Source organism: Ruegeria sp. C10 (assembly GCF_056537805.1).
The window spans coordinates 536,556-554,984 of record NZ_JBQFSC010000001.1 but is presented as its reverse complement, the minus strand read 5'-3'; the positions used below and the strand labels follow the sequence as shown (position 1 = coordinate 554,984).

Here is an 18,429-nt window from a genome sequence, read left to right as displayed (position 1 = left end):
AGTCAGTTGGCTTTGCCGTTATCATTGAAGATTCTGACCCACCGACAAAAAAAGGGCCAGTCCGAAGACCGGCCCCTAAGAAAGGTCATAACGACCGAGGGATTAGTTTGATGCTGCGTTCAGCTTTTCATTTTGTTCGCGCAGCGTGTCGGAAATAATCGCGTACCATTCGCCGGATTCGCGCATCTCGATCAAACCCTTGTTCATCATCGCGATGTACTCGCGCGCGAATGGATTGGTGCGGTGTGCAAGGAAGCTCATCGAAGACAGTGTCGAGACATACGGGTTCTCAACAATATCCGCCGAGGTCAAACCCATGTCTTTCATTGTCGAGGCAAACAGATCAACTTCGAATGCAGCCACGTCTGCCGTACCGGTCAATACGGCATCGAGACATTCGCGAGCCGAATTGGGTTGGACCACGGTTGTGTTCTCGCGGTTCAGCCCTTGTTCTTCCAGCACCACCATGCTCCAGCCTGCCATGCGGCAAACGGTCGAGCCCTCAAGGTCGGAGAAATCTGTCGCCTTTGCGTATTCGCTTTCAGGCAAAGTGAAGAAACCTCCGACAATGTCATATACCGGAACAGAAGCGACAAATTGGGTACACCGGGCTTCGGTCTCTGCAGACCACTCATATGAGCGGTTGGTACAATCCGGTACAGTCCACGCGATCGAAATATCAAACGCACCCAGTGGCAACAGTGTGTCCAGATGCGAACTCCAGTCATCTACAAAGCTGACCGAGAAATCGCGGCTGTTACCAGCACGCTGAAGGCTTGTCGTCGCCAGACGGGTCATGATGCCACCGCCGCTCAGATCTTCAGTAGTGAACGGTTCCCAACCGTTGCCAGCGACCATCTTGATCGGAGGCGCGTAGACATTCGAGCGCTTGACGCTTGCAGCACGTTGTTCTTCTGCCGCGATCAGTTCTTGCGCGCTCTGACCGTTGGGCAGGCTGCCATCCTCACAGGGCAGCGCCAGTACCAGACCGGGGGTTAGCGAACCGGGATTGGTGATTGCATTGCGGTTAGCGTTAAAGATCGGCTGATAGTTTGAGGTGCCGTAGGCGGCAATGGCGATGGTCGCCAATGTGTCACCATCCTGAACCGTATAGTTGGAGCAGGCCTCTTGAGCGGCGGCTGCACCTACGCTCAGGGCGGTGAAGGCTGATGCCGACAGTACTGCTTTCTTCAATTTCTTGTTAAACATGTCCACTTCCTCCAGACTTTGTTTCGTTGGGCCAATCAAGGCCTTAGCCATTTTCCATTTGATAGCGCAGTGCGGTAGATACGATGTCGCGCCACTCGCCTGATTGCTGCATGATCGCCAGACCCTGGTTGAGCGTCTCAAGGATCGCTTCCCCATCCGGATTATCTTTGTGGGTCATGACGTTAAGCGACTTGATTGCCGCTAGGTTGGGGTTTTCGATGATCTGATGTTCGTAGCCCAGACGCCCGATTGCTTCGACCGCCAGATGCGCTTCGATCGCGACAATATCGGCTGTGCCATCCATGACTGCGCGAAAACAATCATCGGGTGAAACGGGGCGCATCAAAGTGATTGCAGGCTCGTAAAGACCAACTGCATCCATATGCGACAGTGACCAACCTTCCGGCCTACAAATCGTTGTGCCCGCGAAATCTGCATAAGTCAGAGTCTCTTCGTAACCCGAACCGCTTTTTGCGAAGAACGTATCAACGACCTCGTAGAATGGGTTTGAGAAATTATAGGTTTCGCACCGTGAACGATCATTTTCCGACAACGTAGCGGCTTGTTCACAGTTCGGCCGCGACCAAGGGAATGTGGCGTCAAAGGCGAGAGTCGGCATCAATAGGTCCAGATGCGACGACCAGTCATTAACGAACTGAATCTTGTAGGACTGCTCGGGCGCGGCCCGCAGCATCGCGGTTTCAACCAGGTTGGTATAAAGCCCACGATTTGGCAGCGCTTCATCCGTAAACGGGGCGTAGTTACCACCCGTGATCAACAAAATCTGACGGTCACGAATTTCAGGGCTTTCGCCACCATCCGCGTTGCGGATCAATGCGGCACCTTCCGCACGCGCTGCTTCGATCTCTTTCTTGGCCGCAGCCTTGGCCGCGATTACGGCTTCTTCGCTGGTCTTTTTAGCTTCGGCCTCTGCAGCGGCCACGCGGGCTTCGGCCTCGGCAATGGCTTTTTCAGCCCGTTCCTCGGCAGCTTTGACCAGTTCCGAGGCCATTTCCGCAGCCATGCGGCCAGCTTCGGTATCCGGCAGTTGCGCCGCGCGCCCGATATCTTCAAGACAAGGGAAAGTCAGGACATCACCGACGCGAATGATATTGGGGTTCGACCCGATCGTTTCCCGGTTCGCATCATAGATGACCCGGTAATCTTCCGTCGCGTAGACGGCAATTGCCAGTTCCCGCAAGCTGTCACCGGGCTGGATTTCATAAGTCGAACACGCCTCTTGCGCCGATGCTGCACCTGTTGCAGCAGCAAGAGCGAGGGTGGATATGATAAGATGGTTTCGCATTTTGTCCTGTTTCACTGCCTGTCTAAGTCTGTGCCGGTTTGACCACGGCGATTGAAATGTTGTCCTGATCCGGGTCTGCCTTTGCATGCAGTGCTTGAAGCAGCGCATCAGCAATATCGCGAGCCGGGGAATGAATATGCGTACGCACCAGCGTTTCGATCTCGGAATTGCCGAGATATTGCAGGCCATCACTGCCAAGGATCAGTACATCTGCCGCAATCAGCGCCAATGGTTGTTCCGGACAATCCACTTTTGGGATCGCAGCCCCCATGATCACCGAAGTCAGTTGGTTACGATCCGGATGGCCCTGCGCCTCTTCCGCGCTCAGTAATCCTTGTGCGAGCTGTTCGTCGATCACCGGGGCCATCGAGTGATCTTCGTTGACCTGTGACAGGGCATCATTGCGGAACAGGTAAAGTGGACTGTCACCGATCGAGATCCAGAATACGCGTTGATCCAGCATCAACATGCCCAGAAGGGTGGAGCCCAGATTGACCTCGTTTTCCTCACTATGGCTCGCCATAGCGGCGTTGGCCTGCATCGCGGCCAACGGCAGAGCGTCGAGCAGTGCGCTCTCAGCAAGGTCGGGCCCATCCAACTGGGCATCCATCGCATCGCGCCAGGCTGAAATGACCAACTGCGAAGCAACTTCGCCCGCTTCATGGCCGCCCATACCGTCGGCAATCACGACATAACCCGCGTCTGCCGAGTCAGAGACCCGCGCAGCAATCGCGTCTTCCTGCGAGTCGCGCTGACCCTGGTCCAGGATCAGGGCAATATCATATGCAGGAGTCGCCAGCATTAATCGGCATCCCGCCAGTCAAAGCCGTCATCACAGAAAGCGGTGAAGCGGATCGAGGTTTCGCTGATCCGGATCAGATCGCCGCTGGACAAGGCTATGGTGCTGAGCACAGGCTTGCCATTCAGGCGCACCAAGTTGGCCTTGCCGCCATGGCCCAGATAGCATTTCCGGTCCTCTGGGTCATATGCGATGACGGCGTGATTGCTGCGAGAGATCCCGGTGTCGCCGAAATCCAGCTGAATAGCCTGATCGTCATTCCGACCGATCTGCATCAATCCCTCGGTCAAGGTAATCGCGGCACCCCGACCCGGTCCGGCGGTCACAACCAGCCAGCCAACCGGGAATGTCTGTTCGGCCGCTTCTGTCTTTTCAACGGGCTCAGCTGATTCCATCAGCTCCTGAACATGCGTGTCTGCACGCTCGAAACCCAAAAACGTCGTCTTCACACGAGAACGCCGATCTTCAGCCGGTGCAGGTGCAGGTGCGACCATGGCGGGTTCCGGGGTTACATCAACAGGCTCCGGTTCCGGTGTGGGTTCTGCGACGATTTCCACCTCGCCCGCAACTTCAGATACGACTTCAGGTTCGATGGCGTCTGGTTCTTCTACGGTGACTTCGGGTTCATCGTCCTGAACCTCGTCTTCCGCAGTCAGATGAAGCGTGACAATCTGTTCATCTTCTTCGACCTCTTGAACCTCGGCCACTTCTTCTTCGGTCGCCTGATCTTCGATCTGGTCTTCCGAAAACTCGGGCATCGGTTCTTCGGGGATCAGTTCGTCTGCTTCCTCGTAGCTGTCCGAGCTAACGTTTCCACCCGCAAGGGCCGCGCGCAGGGCGTTGAAATCCGCAATAGGAGCAGCGCTTTCTGTTTCGACCGGTTCCGCAACGGTTTCGGTTTCGGTTTCCACCGCATCTTCTTCTTTCGGTTTTCCGGCACCTTCTAGAAGCCGGCTCAGAGGGCTTTTGTATTTGAACATGGTGTCGTCACCTTCTTTGATTTCTGATGCGGGGTTTCACCCGCGGGACTGCTACAAACCGCTTCGCCGTAGGCGCAGGGCACTGATGAAGAGGAAACAGAGAAACATTTACGTCGCGACGGGTTGGTCCCCGACGGGGTGACGCGATGGGCGGCACCCCCAGCACACTGAAACTGGCGATAGTAACATCAACTGGGCGATCACTCCTGCGTTAGTTGCATGACCGCAGTACTTTCAGCTCCGTTGCGCAGTATGCTCAGGCGCGCCTCGGGTTGGTTGTCGGAAACAAGTTGAGCAAGGATGCCGTCCAGACTCTCGGGCTCATTGATCGAGACACCAGTCTGTGTTTCGCGCAGCAGCACATCCCCCCGCTGCAAACTGCCAGCAACTTCTTCCGGAACAGATGCGACGACGGTTTGCCAACCTGCCTCGCCCGCATGAGCCACATCAAACGAATAACCGTTCAGAAGGCCAAAACTGCGGAAGGCGGGCAGGGCCAGCAATCCATTCTGCGCGCGCGTTTCGCCCAGACTGCGATAGCGCGCTGCTACACGGATATACCCGTCTGGATCGACCGAGAAATTATCTAGAACATACGATGCAAGCGTTGTGTCCGGACGAATAGGTTCACCATTCAGAGTAAAAATCGTAGCGCCCCGTTCGACCCAATCCCCGATCACCGACCTATCTTGACCGGCGTTCAATCCATTGATGGCAATGACACTCCCGGTCGAGCTGCGACGCTTGGACATCGTGAATGGAATCTCAATATCCCAGTGCCCAAATGCGACCTGGTTTTCGGCTAGATTTACCGGCGTCGCAGGTGCGATGGGTGTGATGTCTTCAACCGTAGGTTCCGTCACTTCAGGTTCCACTACTTCAGGTTCCACCAAAGCGATTTCTTCGGGTTGCTGCTCTGACACAATGGCGGCTTCTGGCACCTCATTAGCCTGCTCGACAGGTTGTTCCTGCGCCGCTTCTGGTTCTGATGCCAAAGCGACTTCGGCCTGTTGCGGCTCTGTTGTGGCTTCGGCGGTCTGCTCGACGGGTTCCGGAGCTGCTTCTGCGGGCACCGGAGTAGTCGGAGCCTCTGCAGTCACCGGGGTTGCCTCGGGCGATTGCTGATCGCCCGTCATTACGAAGTATCCACCTCCTGCCAGAGCCGCCAATACAATCGCGATACCCGCGATCATCTTGCCACTGCCGCCCGAGCCGCTTTTTACAACGGTGTCGACTGCAGCAACGGCCTCGTCCTGAGGTGCAAATTTAGCAAGAGTGTCTTCCGTTTTTTCCTCGTTCCCGAGGGCCAGATCAGAGTTCCCGGCCAGCAGCGCGGTCACGACGGCCTCTGCATTCTCGCTTTCGGCTTTGATCCGTTCTTTTTCGGCCTCTTCGTCTTTGCGATCCATGCCAACAATGACCGAAACCGGGCGATACGCGAAACTGTCGAACATCACACCGGGACCACGGAACATGCGCAGCCAGTCCAATGCGGTTTGCACACGGTCAGTGGCGTGCACTTCCATTGCTTTGTCGATCGCCTCAAGGAACCCGTCAGGATACCCTTTGAATCGCCCTGTCAGCGGTTCATAAGGATCGTCTTGGCCGTTGTTGAACGCATTCAAACGTGTCTGGCCATCAATCGGTCGCTCGCCGCTGATCGCATGATACAGCGTTGCAGCCAGTACATAGAGGTCACTGCTGGGGCCCTGATCCGCGCCACGCACATAAAATTCGTGCGGCGAATACCCGTCCTTAATCACGCGCAGCGTCAATAGCGCTGCTGACTTGTGTGCCGCCTGCTCGCGTGCTGCGCCAAAGTCGATCAGGATGGGTTCGCCATTCTCATCGATCAGGATATTGTCGGGTGAAATATCGCGATGTAGCATGCCGCTTTGGTGAATGAACGACACCGCAGACAGCATTTTTTCGGTGACCTGAACGATAAAGTCCGGTCCGCTCTTGTTTTCGGGGTTTTCGACATAATCCAGAAGATCGCATCCGCGGATCAGGTCCATCGCGATATAAGCGGTGTCGTTGTCCTCAAACACCTGATGCACGTCGACGATGTTGGGATGAACCAGCCGCGCATGGTTGCGTGCTTCCTGAATGAACAGGTCGATAATGGCGCGCAGGTCTTCTTTGTGGTCAGGGTTGGCAGGTTCGACCAGATCACCATTCCGCTGGCAGAGCGCCCCCGGATAGCATTCCTTGATGACCACATCGCGATCCAGACTATCGCGCGCGAGATAGGTGATCCCAAACCCGCCGTTGCTTAGGAACCGGAGGATTTCATACTGTCCGCGCAGCAGCTTTGCGCCTGGCTGCAATCCTTCGATCTGAGGTTCGTCGTGCGTTGCGCCGACCGCCTGGTTGTGGCTCATTTCTTCCCGCCCATTCTACTCGTTTATTGCGGCATAGATAACCAGGGCTTCAGCCCGCGAACTCACAACCAAACACAACCGCAGGACACTAAAGACGGTTAGACGTTTCAAATTTGACTTTATTGGGGCCGCCTGATGGCTTCACTATGGATCACAAAAATCGAAATCGCCTATATAGTGAGTCCAGACCATCATCCCACTATATGTTGTGTTTGCCTGATGGAAGAAATGGATTCTATACCGCCGAAATAGACGCTTGGTCCACGAATTCGAAACAATATCGCGCTGATTCCGAACGCTTCGAATCGCTGCGATGCGGCTCAATTCAAGCGGGAAAAACTTATGTGCCGGTTTTTGGGGGCGCCGACGCAACAGAGCTGCCCGCCCAAGCCAGATTGTCGCTGAGTTGTGCGAGAATGCTTATTGCATCCTTCAGCGGTGCGTCCCCGGTTTCAAACTGCAGCAACAGCAACAGGTCAGTGGCCTTTTCAAACTCGGCCGGAACCCAGTCTGCTTTGGGATCGATTTCGGTACCAGATTCTAACCTTTCGGCAAAATCCTCGACGATTTCCTGACAGCTTTGCAGGAAGGCCGCCGGTTCAATATCCGAGCTTTCACGCAGATCGTTGTAAATGCTGGCGATGGCCGCAAGCCAGTCTTCAAGGATCGGATTGTCCAGGGGGGGCAGGGCGGCCTCTAGGCTTGCCTGCACAGTATTGCCGTCGGCCTCAGCGCGATCTGTCGAAGCCGCACCAGTAAGGTTCTCCAGATAAGGCATAAACTCTTCAGCCAGATCTTTTTGGGCGGCCTCAAGATCATGGCGACGGTGATCAGAGGCTATGTGCAAAACCTGTTCTGCCAAGTTCTGCCCGCCACAGGTTTCCCACAAAGCAAAGTCGGGTTCAGGCTCTTGTTCCATGGCCCGTACCGCTACCGGTGTGCCGATGGTCACAACCGCGCGAAACAAATCGCCCTTCTCCTTGTTCAGGCGTGCGACTACCCGATCCAGAGCATCCCGCACCGGAGGCAAATCGGCATGTGTTACAGCCAACAAGCTGTTATCGCGCAGCTTTTGAGGGACCTGCGACCACAAATGGCGTTCGGTTTCACGCCAGGCGTTGGTGCCATTGGTGCACCAGATCGCACAATCCACATAGTCGAGCAAATTTAGAGTCTGTTTGTAGGTATCATCCAGTGCACCGGCACCGGGCAAATCAAACAGCGAAATCTCCTGCAGGGCAGGGGTATTCAACCCGACCGAGATGAAATCGGGTTCATCCGCCGCTGCCTTTTCCAGCGCTATACCGGAATAGACTTTGGGTTCCTTGTCCCACCAACCAACGGTTGTCTCAGGCGTATCGGCATAGGCCACGATGACCAGGGGCAATTTCAGATGCTGCGGCCCGGTGGGCAGAATGTCTGCCCCCGCCAGCATGTTGGCAAGGCTGGACTTTCCGGCTCCAAACTCCCCGGCAAAACCAATGGAAACCGCGTTCGAAAGCCGCTCGGCATGGGCCAGCGCGCGGGCGCGCATATCATCCAGCTCTGCCGATGAGGGTGCATTTTCGGTGGCGGTCAGGAAACGCTCTAGCTGGCGCACTTCCTTCTCGGTTCCGGGGAATTCAATCATTCTGCGGCCTCTGCCTGTCGAGTGTCCACGGGTGCAGTTCCGTGCACCGCCCCTAGTTCATCGCTGATGCGCCGCGCTTGGTCAACCGCACGTTGCGCTTCGGCGCGCGCGTTCGACCCACCGGGGCCTGCGCGATGTTCCAGATGCCCGGCCAGCAGCGCCATATAATGGTCAAGAACGGTTTTCATCCGTTCGATCAGGTCGCTTCTGGCGGTATCTACAAGATCGTCTCCGATCATCTCAAACTCTTGAACGATCATCCGTTCGGCGCGGTTCAACACACTGCGACGCGATATCAGTCGCGACAGCCATGTCACACGCAACTCAACCGTAATGCCACGCGTCAGCGCGCTTGTATTCGGACGGAACCAACGCACCGCGCTGGTATTCATGCGATTGTCCACGGGCTCCTGCCATCCGGGCAAGGCGCGCAAAGCAGCATTGGTCTGCATATCGATTGCGTAAAGCTCACTAAGCATGCGCTGCCGCACCACCTGGGTCGCGCCCTGGACAAGCTCGCGCATTCGCTCACGCAGAGGCGTAAAGTTCAGCTCGGTATCTCCGTCTTTGGCCAGCAAAGGCGATTGCCCATCAGGGCCGCGCACAACGATCGAGACAGCCTCGGCGACGGTGTCATCCATAACACCTCGCAAATTGGCCAGTACATCGTCCATATCGTTGGTGATGGCCTTAGATTTATCTTCAACTAGCGCGCGCAACTCAGAAAGCGTTTTGTTGTTTTCTTCGACATCCGCTGTGTCGGGACCATCCTTTTCTTCAATCGCACGAAGCCGCGCAGTGCTGCGCTCAAGCTCACCTTGGGCAAAACTGTTGAGGTGCTGCCACGCAATATTAAGCTGTTCTTGGCGCGGTCCTTCGGTCAGGGCTTTGGTCACATGACGGCGCAGATCGGGCAGGCCCGACGCGATCATCGCGGCAAATCGCAATACACCTTCGCGGCTGATGGGGCCGGGGCCTTGTTTGATCTCTTCGACGCCGTCAAGATATTGCTTCATCTGTTCGGGATGCGCCCGCAGCCACGCCAATATCTGATCATGGTCGATTCCGGTTTCATCCCCGGTCAGCGCATAATGGGCCCATTGGGCGCTGCCCATCAGAACGTCAATCTCCGAGTTGCCAAGCGCCTGTTCGAGCCCATCCAATACGTCAGTGCGCACCTTGCCGGCATCTTCGGCGCCACCACCCAATTCGTCCACGCGGTTGATGAAGACCACGATCTGACCAAGCTCTAGCGCTTGCATCAGGCGAAATAGCTTCAGATCGGCCCGTGACAACGCCTGATGCGCAGACAGCACGACGACGAAAAAGTCGGATTCCTTGAGATACTGGCGCGAGATCTCTTCACGGATCAGCAGCGGGTCATTGACACCGGGTGTGTCTGTGACTGTCACCGGATACGGAAAATGGCCAATGTCAAAATAGACCTCGGCCTTACGGGTGATGTCGCTGTAAAGGCCCCGATCTGAACCGGGGTCATACTGGTCTTCATCTGTCGGGTCATCCCCGGCACAGACATAGCGCGCTAGGTCATCCGAGGTCAATTCATCCAGATCGTGATGCTCGCCAAGAAGGTGTTTGTAGCTTTCCCCCAAGCGTAGCTTGGCGCGGGTTTTCATTGCCTCGACCTGCTCTTCGATCATCTCGCGCTTGTAGCTGTCCTCTTCATCAGGGAACATGTTGCGCAACTCTTCACCTTCGGCGATCAGGGCCTGCCATTGGCGATTGTCGAAGAAATGAAACTCGGCGCCCGACGTCCGACCGGACGGATGACCGAAATGCATGTCGGTGATCACTGTCGTCCATGGGTTCACGTCCGAGGGTAGATATTCTGCATGCCCGGTGAAACCGTTGATCAAGCGCGATTTTCCGGCCTTGATTTGACCTACGAATGCTATCGAAGGCTTGAGGTTCGACAAGTCGTCAACGATGCGCGAGATGAAGTGACGCGTTTCGTCATTGCTCGTCCCGTTCATGTCTTCTGCGATGCGAATAAGCTCGCGGCGGTTTAACTCACTCATAAGATTTACCCTGGTAACTCGTATTTTTTTTAACTTTGCAAAGTGGACACTATTTGGCAGGAACGCGGTTATTCAACGGCGCTATTCAATGTTTTCCATAGGTTGACGACAGCGCCCAGCTTGCGGGCGTCATGAACGGCGGCGGCGGTTTCCTGACCGTCGCACAAGATGGCGAGACCCGCGCCTTGTCCACCTGTCGGGCGAATGACGATCAGCTGTGGATCAGTTAAAGCATCGGAACCATCGGCCTGCCATCCCGCCAGATCCCGGGTGAATCGGGCCAATATATCCGTGTCCGGATGTGCGTCTTGGCCCTGCGCACACAACCCGTCAAATTGCATCTCGTCTTCAGTCGACCTAATCAGTATTCGACCTAATGCGAACCGATCCGCGCCCTCAAAGAATTTACCGGCAATACTGGTGGCGCCTTGTGACGCAGTTTCTGGCTGGGCTTCCGGTTCTAAGGTCTGGTCGGAAACGATGGCCATGCGCGGCTCTTCGATTAGTTCAATCCGCGCGCAGGCCGCTTCGACCTCCGAAAAGGTAACCCCTACGTCATCAGCCTCAAGCGCCGTATCCGGGCGCAGAGAAACCAACTCAAGCGGGCCGGGTGCCGTTGCAATTTCCGACACCACTTGCGCCAGTCGTTCGATCAGTTTTTCGCGTGCTTCGGTTTCAAAATCCGGGACAGGGCCCGAAGCACAGCGGAATACGTCGGTGACCCGAGAGCTGTTGACTTCGATAGCCAAAGTTGCCCCGTCAGCCGCCGTAAATTCCAAACGCCGAGGCAAGATCGTGCCCCGGATGGCCCCCAGCACCTCATTCCGGCGTAACAGTGCGCTGCTACCCGATAGGTAGATTGCAGGCGATAAGCGCGCGACCGAAGTCCGCCCGATCCCTTCGAGCATATCCAGTATTTCACTATCCATCATGCGTGACCCCCTCTGGTCCCGTCTACACCGCGGCCGCCACCGGCCCGAGGCTGAGATGTGATTTCGTAAGCGCCAGCCCGACATTCGCGCTGTCGCGGCAGATATAGCATACCACGTGATCAGGATATTCTGTTGTCCTGAGAAAGATGTGCAGCCGGTCGTTTGAGAACACCGCGATTTCCCCAAATCCGGGGTGTTCAGTATCGTCGATTTTTGCCGCACGCAGAAGTTCTTCGAATCCCTTCATACCGCGTCCCTGAAACAGATTAGCTACTGCAAGTGCGAGATTTTCGAGCGCATCAGCGCTGTCTTGGTCCGACGCGTCGACGCCCAATAACATGCCGGTCTCCATGTCGACATACCCGGCTGCGATGCAGTCGGGTATGGTTTCGATGGCCGAAGCCAGAGCAGATTCAATCGACATTCAGATGCCCACCTTCGGGTTTAATCTAAATCGCATGCCACTCCGCTCCGCCGTTTTTGCGAGCCTCAGAAACGGCGCGCGGTATGTCTTGATTCCGCTTAGCGTCATGTTCCAACGCAATCTGGTCAAACTCGGACAAGAATGCTGCAAAGGCGCTTTTCAGGCCATTTGCATCGTCAGGCAGGTTCTCACGCGCCACGATTTCACCCCACATTGCTGCAGCACTGAGTGGCGTTTCTATGAGGCGATCGCCCAAATCATCTGCCTTGTCATCGGCTGCATCTTCAATCTCTTCGGCAGCAGCTTCACCCACCATTGATACGACGCGGTTTGGAGCCAGCGCATTCGATTCGGGCTCCGGTTCATATTCGTCTGCCGAGTTTTCCGACTGTTCCGCCAACAGGGCCGTAATCGACGAAACCGATACTTCGATATCTGATGATTCTTCGGCGTCTTCCGACGGCTCTTGTTCGGTGTCCGCAGCTTCGACTGCTTCCGCTTCGTCCTCTTCTTCGCCCAAGACGATCAGTTCGGCATCTTCCTGCTCTTCCTCATCATCGTCATCCATGAAATCAAACTCATCCACGTCGGTGATGGGGTTTGCCAAGAGGTTCAAATCCAGCGGATCTTCCGTCTTGTCAGAGAACAAGGCACGTAAGTCTTCATCAGCAGGCTCCGCTTCGGTCGCCATTTCCGCGCGCATCCGCTCGGCTTCTTCTGCATCAATCCGCGCCTGTCCGGATTCCTCGGTGCGACGCTCCACGCGGGCAGGGCGTACCGGGAAACTTGTAACCACATCATTCTCGGCAGAGTCATCTTCCATCGGCGTGACAAGTTTCAGCGGTGCATCGCCAGAGGTTTTCTCGGGCCGCGATGGCTGAACTTTGGGTGCGTCTGACAGGGATTTGTCAATTTGATAGCGCGACAGCATATCCGCACGGCTGTCCATGATCTGCTCAGTGATCTCAAGGAAACTGTCGACCATCTTGCCGCCGCCGCTGCGTGACCACAACTCGGCGTCGCCGGTTTTGTCACGGGCCATGATGGCATCACGGGCCGAGAACAGGATCGTGCGATTGAACAAATGACCCGCCTCCCGATTTACACGGCGTAAGACCTTTTGACGGTCTTTCTGATTCAAGGCATCTGCGCGCGTCACCAATAGCAGCGACTTGTGCTGCAGACGTTCTGGCAGCGAAACCCAAGTGGCACGTTCAGTCTCGCGCCAAGCTTGGGTCGAGTGTGTGCACCACAACACACCATTGGCCTGGCCAACTGCGCGTTGCCAGACATCCGTCGAAATCTTCGGGTCCGAAATGCCGGGTGTGTCGATCAGGTCGACCGCCTCAAGAATATCGGCTTCAAGGAAGATGCGAATGAACTGGGCGTCGTTGACACCAACCTGTTCAAGCTGATCCAATTCGATATTCTGCGTACTACCATCATGGCGTTTGATATAGGCGGGTCGATTGCCCCAGCTGAACCAGATCGGCGGCAGTTGCGTCGCTGTGACCTGCGTCGGCAGTGCCTGTTTGCGCAGCAGGAAATTCATCAACGTCGATTTGCCTGCACTGAATTCCCCCATGAGCGCAAACACAGGTTTGCGGCGGGACCACTGCTCGATGCGGTTCCAAGCCTTGGGAGAGACGAAGCGGGTTTGTGATTCTTTTACCATAACTCTTCTTATGCTGCTTCGTTACTAAGGTCTTTCAGGATATCGCCCAGAATATCGTCACGTGATTTCTGCGGCTTCTGCTCGGCCATCTGGGCCGCAGCCCTTTCAGGCGATTGCGAGATGCTGAGCAGCGTGTCCTTCTGTTCGGCAATAAAGTCGGTCAACGTGGCCCGCACGTTCTCTAAGACGGCGGCGATCTGGTTTTCCTCGATGTCTTTGGTGATCGAGTTCGCCTCCGACGCGATCAGTCGCGTATAGTCTGCGGCATAAGCTTCAAACCCTTTGCGGCGTTGCCACCAACGTCGCCACCATGTGCTCTGCAGGTCCAGTGCGATTGTGCGGCCAATCCCTAATGGCGGGGGTACACGCGGCACGATCGGGGCTTCGATGTTGAATTCACCTAAGTGGTTGCCCAGCAGCTTCTGATACAGTGCCTCGACATCCGCTGCAGCAGCCGAATACAGAGCACCGGCATCCTTACGCATGGATCGGGCAAAGCTGAAATATGCCGCCTTCTGCAAGGTGCGCAGACCTGCCGGATCATATTGCCATGTACCCTGCTCACCATTCTGTTCCAGATGTGAGATCAGAGAATCCGTCGCACGTTTGACAAAATTTGCTTCTGCAGACGCAAGTCGCTCTAATACCTTGTCGCGAAGCTTGGTTGTCAGTTCCGAGGCTTTCTTTTCGTACTCAGCCGAAACCTTTGCGATCGCTTCTTCGGGCGACGCACCGTCCAGATCCCGAACGATACCGTCGGAGTTTGACAGCGTCTTGGCCACTGCAGTAGCCCGGATCTGGCTGGCGATGTTGCGCGCCCGATGGCGAACGCGATCCAAAAGACGCGTTCCTGCACCCTCAGCGATACGCTCATTCATGGCGAGCAGCAGATCAGGCAATCCTGATAGCGCCCAGATCTTATCCAGCGATGCAGCCTGATCGCCAAATCCAGCCGCCAGATAGAAGGTGTTCAACGCCTCGCGCGATTCCTCAGTTAGAATGTCCGGGTTTCCGGTCAGCGCAGCCTCGGCCCACAGAGCGCTGCCAAAAACAACGCTGGTGTTGGCGTCTATGTTGTTCTGTTTCAGTGTGTCTTGAATACGATCACGTATCTCAGGCACTTGATTGACCGGGTCTGACAATTCATCGATGCGGTTCACGAACAGGATGATCTGGCGGTTCTCGAACTGTGCGATGATCCGCATTAGCGCCATGTCCATCGTGGTCAGCGCCTGGCTGGCAGCCAAAACAACAACACACACCTCTGATCCACGCAGGCTGCGTAGGGTGATTTGTTCGCGTACCATAAAGGTATCGTTCACACCTGGGGTATCGCAGAGCTTGAGAGAGATCGGATATTGCGGGATATCCATGAACAGCTCGGCCGATTTAGTCACATCGGCGAAACGGCCCGTCTTGGGGTCGATATCCGGGTCATCCTCATCCCCGAGGCAGACATATCGCTGAATCAGTTCATCGTCGAAATAATCATACTGGTGGCTCTGACCGAGAATCAGGTCAAAGTGCTTCCCAAGCCGCTCTTCTGATTTGGCCTTCATCTCGCCGATTTGACGGCGAATATCGTCCATCTCATCATCGGCACCGGCTCGATTGGCCAACTCGCCCAGACGACCGCCGCCAACCATCAGATTGTCCCATTCTTCCTGCTCGAAGAATGTGAATTTGGAACGGGTGTCGCCTTCTGTGCGGGTGTTGATGTTCAGCGTTGTAACCACCGAGGTCCACGGGTTCACATCCGAAGGCAAAAGATTTGGCCGCCCGGCCAATATGTTCACGATCGAGGATTTGCCGGCCTTCACCTGCCCCACCATCGTGACACTGGCGGTAAAATTCTCCATTTTGGTCTTGAGCGCAGCCAGCCGTGCGGAAGACCGCGCATCCGCCACCTCTGTCAATTGGTCGATCTGTGTCGTCAACGAAGTCATTGCCTCTGTCATCTCAGACAGGGACTCGTTTCCGACAGACAGAAGGTGGTCGTTACGCGCCATGGTCAGCCTCCGGTACCAGTTGCAGCGATGTGGTCCCCTGCCCCGTCAGGCAGGCTTGCAAGCGTGTCGATTCGTGCGATCAGGTCCAGCGCGTTGCCGAGGATTGCGGCCTCGGTTCGCGGTGAAATCGATTCATATGCGAAAGAATCAGCCAGAACTTCGATTGAACTGAAGCCTTCACCATTTTCCAAACAAGCCACACGGCGTCCGGTCGGAAAATCATCTGTTTTGTTGGCAGGCAGCGGCATGCGGGCATTAGCCAGCAAGTAGCGATTGCCCGAATGCGTACGAAGAGCGACGCCGAATCCTGTGCCAGGGTGCTGACGGTTCAGGGTTTTCAGTTCGCCAATAAAGCTTTCACGCGCAAGGCTGACAGCGTCTTGCTCGGAAGCAACGGATTTGATCTGGTTGGTCACGACAGAGACCCTTGTTCTGGAGTTGAGCAGAAACTCGCACGGTGCCAGAAGGCAAAAAGACTCATTAACTCCTGCGCCCAATCAATTACGATTACCGCGGTGTTATTTTGACGCGAATAGGATATTTTGGCGTTTGAAATGTGGCACAATTATGATGGCGTCTCATAGAAATACCTCAACCTATGAGAGTGTAAGCCACGACGTTGACGAGTTGCCCAAGTTTTTATGGCTTTGATTGCTTGTTAAAAAGTCCGAGATTCCGTGGCGTCAAGGATTTACATGCTGCTTCTTACGTTTTTGAAATATATAAAAATAATTTCTATTTCTGTGATCGAAGGAACCTCTGATTGAAATTCGATACGAAACCACTCACCTCAAGTTACACTTTTTTGAAATGTGCCCCACACAAAGTAGTCTTTCAGCGGCTCAACGTATGCGAGTTTAAGATAAAGAGAAATATTGCGATAAATGTTCGCTAAATGGAAACAAAAAGAAGGACCAGAAAACGGGCCTTCACACAGGTGAAATTACGACCAAAACCAGCACCTGAGCACTGTTCGTGCTGGAAAGACTGGCCAAACCGCATTCTCATTGTCCAAGGCACGTTCTTTAACATTTGGCACATGCGAGTTCTGGTTAAACTTACTTGGGCAAAAGATTGTTTCCAGCGAGATGATAATAAACTGCCCTCTCGCTTGATTTTACCTCTCGCACTCATTCAAAAGCTTTGCTATTCAGCGCGTCGTCGCGGTGCTTCGGCATCGGGTTGCGGGTGTGGCGAAATTGGTAGACGCACCAGATTTAGGTTCTGGCGCCGCAAGGCGTGGGGGTTCAAGTCCCTCCACCCGCACCAACACGACTTCTTACCATCAATGTGACTTATCGCTGGCGAACTTACGCAGTTCAAACGCCGTAGCGGGCCATAAACATGTCGACGGCCTGCAATGCGACCTCGTCGATTTCGTTCTGGTCAAATCGATTTTGGATACCGAACGCCGCGCGGCCCCATAGTCGGACTTTGCACAGTTCAGAAAACTGCTCGGCCGCGATGTTGACGTCTTCAACCGCCAACTCACCTTTGCTAACCGCCTTGGTCAAATATTCGGCCATCTGGCGTTGGCCGTTCCTCGGTCCTGCTTCATAAAACGCTTTACCAAGCTCGGGGAATCGGTCGCGTTCGGCCACACATATGCGAAAGACCTGTTGCGCGAAGTCCGAGACGAGAAAAGCCGTAAGCTGAGTGGCTGCTATCGTCAGCACCTCGCGGGCTGGCTTGGTCTCATCGATCATCGACAGGATGCGCTCGGACATCAGGCGACATTCGGTCTGGGCAACCTCGGTGAACAACAGTCGCTTGTCGGGGAAATAGCTGTATAGCGTTGCCTTCGAAACACCCGCCGCACGCGCGATGTCATCGACGCTTGCACCTTCAAACCCATCCGCCATGAAAACCTCTCGGGCCCCACGTAACACCTGGTCGAATTTACGGCCTGTACGCAGGATGGTGGCGGCTTGGGTCATGGTGTCTCCGGATTGCGATATCCTGCAACACTATAAACCGTTCGGTTCAGTTTCAACGCTTTTCACTCCGATAGCGGTTTTGGCACAACGTTACGGCTTCAATCGTACCGCCGACCGTGCGTCAACCTTGCGAGCCTGACCAGCCATGTTAACACGTTGCCATGGTCGAGATATTTCTGCGCACTCTCCCCTTTTTCGCAATCATCGGCCTGGGGTTCTGGGCCGGACGCAGCCGGTTTTTCCCTCCCGAGGCGACAGCATATCTAACCAAGTTCGTGTTTTTCTTTGCTTTGTCGGCTATGCTATTCCGGTTTGCCGCCACCCTGCCCTTTGCCGAAATTTTCAACGGTCGGCTGGTTCTCGGGTATCTGATCGGCACTGCTGGCGTCTATGCGCTGGCGACGGCTATCGCTTATCTCCGAGGGCTGGACATCCCCACCGCCGCGGTCGAGGCGCAATGTGCTGCTATTGGCAATGTTGGGTTTCTGGGCCTGCCCATGCTTGCGCTTTTATTCTCCGATGCTGCCATAGGTCCAGTGATGTTGGTGCTGACGGTTGATCTGGTTGTGTTTTCCTCATTGATCGTGATCCTGATCAACGGTGGCCGCGATGGTCGACTCAGCCTGGGGACGATGCGCCTGATCGGGATTGGCCTGCTGAGAAACCCCATGATCTTGTCAATCTCCGCCGGATTGATCTGGTCTGCGTTAGAGGTGCCTGTACCAGCCCCGCTTAATGATTTTCTGACAATTCTGGGCGGTGCGGCTACGCCGGGGGCGCTGTTTGCCATCGGGGCGTCACTGGCAGACAAATCGGCCGAGCGCATCCAGATCGCGGGCTGGTTGAGTTTTTGCAAACTGGTGCTGCATCCGTTTATCGTGGCACTTATGGTGATTTGGCTGATCCCGGTTGCCTCATTCCCTGCGATGGTCGCAATCGCGGCGGCGTCTTTACCAGTTGCAGGCAATGTTTACATGCTGGCTGCGCACTACGGTGTGGCCCCGCAACGGGCATCTGCTGCCATCCTGTTATCTACCATCGCCAGCATTCTGACCGTCCCGCTGGCGATAGGATGGGTCAGCGGATTCTGATCTTCACCTTTTCG

Annotated in this window: 14 protein-coding genes and 1 tRNA gene; 2 read left to right on the top strand and 13 right to left on the bottom strand. The window is 55.3% G+C overall.

Going from position 1 to position 18,429, the window contains the following annotated elements:
• Positions 1-102 precede the first annotated feature (102 nt).
• The 12 genes from ACR0DE_RS02480 to ACR0DE_RS02425 form a co-directional block, all read right to left on the bottom strand.
• Positions 103-1,209: a peptidoglycan-binding protein LysM gene (locus ACR0DE_RS02480; protein ID WP_480751620.1), complete on the bottom strand. Its 1,107-nt coding sequence runs from the start codon at positions 1,207-1,209 to the stop codon at positions 103-105.
• A 43-nt stretch (positions 1,210-1,252) separates the two neighbouring features.
• Positions 1,253-2,515: a transporter substrate-binding domain-containing protein gene (locus tag ACR0DE_RS02475; protein ID WP_170511889.1), complete on the bottom strand. Its 1,263-nt coding sequence runs from the start codon at positions 2,513-2,515 to the stop codon at positions 1,253-1,255.
• Positions 2,516-2,537: 22 nt separating this feature from the next.
• Positions 2,538-3,317, bottom strand: a complete 780-nt coding sequence (locus ACR0DE_RS02470) for a PP2C family protein-serine/threonine phosphatase (RefSeq protein ID WP_480751617.1) — start codon at positions 3,315-3,317, stop codon at positions 2,538-2,540.
• Positions 3,317-4,294 (bottom strand): FHA domain-containing protein, encoded by a 978-nt coding sequence (locus ACR0DE_RS02465; RefSeq protein ID WP_480751614.1) that lies wholly within the window; start codon positions 4,292-4,294, stop codon positions 3,317-3,319. The genes ACR0DE_RS02470 and ACR0DE_RS02465 overlap by 1 nt, the downstream gene beginning before the upstream one ends.
• Positions 4,295-4,494: 200 nt before the next feature.
• Complete coding sequence (locus ACR0DE_RS02460) at positions 4,495-6,678, bottom strand: serine/threonine protein kinase (protein WP_480751612.1); 2,184 nt, start codon at positions 6,676-6,678, stop codon at positions 4,495-4,497.
• A gap of 340 nt (positions 6,679-7,018) precedes the next feature.
• Entirely contained in the window at positions 7,019-8,308 is a 1,290-nt protein-coding gene (locus ACR0DE_RS02455) for a dynamin family protein (protein WP_480751610.1), read from the bottom strand.
• Entirely contained in the window at positions 8,305-10,347 is a 2,043-nt protein-coding gene (locus ACR0DE_RS02450) for a dynamin family protein (RefSeq protein ID WP_480751608.1), read from the bottom strand. The genes ACR0DE_RS02455 and ACR0DE_RS02450 overlap by 4 nt, the downstream gene beginning before the upstream one ends.
• A 68-nt stretch (positions 10,348-10,415) precedes the next feature.
• A complete protein-coding gene (locus tag ACR0DE_RS02445) occupies positions 10,416-11,279 on the bottom strand; it encodes a hypothetical protein (RefSeq protein WP_480751606.1) in 864 nt (287 codons plus the stop codon).
• A 22-nt stretch (positions 11,280-11,301) separates the two neighbouring features.
• Complete coding sequence (locus tag ACR0DE_RS02440; RefSeq protein ID WP_170393925.1) at positions 11,302-11,703, bottom strand: hypothetical protein; 402 nt, start codon at positions 11,701-11,703, stop codon at positions 11,302-11,304.
• A 25-nt stretch (positions 11,704-11,728) separates the two neighbouring features.
• A complete protein-coding gene (locus ACR0DE_RS02435; protein WP_170393927.1) occupies positions 11,729-13,378 on the bottom strand; it encodes a dynamin family protein in 1,650 nt (549 codons plus the stop codon).
• 8 nt (positions 13,379-13,386) lie between these two features.
• Complete coding sequence (locus ACR0DE_RS02430) at positions 13,387-15,387, bottom strand: dynamin family protein (protein ID WP_170393929.1); 2,001 nt, start codon at positions 15,385-15,387, stop codon at positions 13,387-13,389.
• 2 nt (positions 15,388-15,389) lie between these two features.
• The gene (locus ACR0DE_RS02425; protein ID WP_170732694.1) at positions 15,390-15,803 is read right to left on the bottom strand and encodes a hypothetical protein; all 414 of its coding nucleotides are present in this window, start codon (positions 15,801-15,803) and stop codon (positions 15,390-15,392) included.
• A gap of 768 nt (positions 15,804-16,571) precedes the next feature.
• Between ACR0DE_RS02425 and ACR0DE_RS02420 the strand changes: the two genes are divergently transcribed.
• Positions 16,572-16,656 (top strand) — tRNA-Leu (locus tag ACR0DE_RS02420).
• A gap of 50 nt (positions 16,657-16,706) precedes the next feature.
• On the opposite strand, the gene ACR0DE_RS02415 is transcribed toward ACR0DE_RS02420, so the two are convergent.
• A complete protein-coding gene (locus tag ACR0DE_RS02415; RefSeq protein WP_170407287.1) occupies positions 16,707-17,324 on the bottom strand; it encodes a TetR/AcrR family transcriptional regulator in 618 nt (205 codons plus the stop codon).
• A gap of 161 nt (positions 17,325-17,485) precedes the next feature.
• Between ACR0DE_RS02415 and ACR0DE_RS02410 the strand changes: the two genes are divergently transcribed.
• On the top strand, positions 17,486-18,415 hold the full coding sequence (locus ACR0DE_RS02410; protein WP_480706139.1) for an AEC family transporter: 930 nt from the start codon (positions 17,486-17,488) through the stop codon (positions 18,413-18,415).
• Positions 18,416-18,429 lie beyond the last annotated feature (14 nt).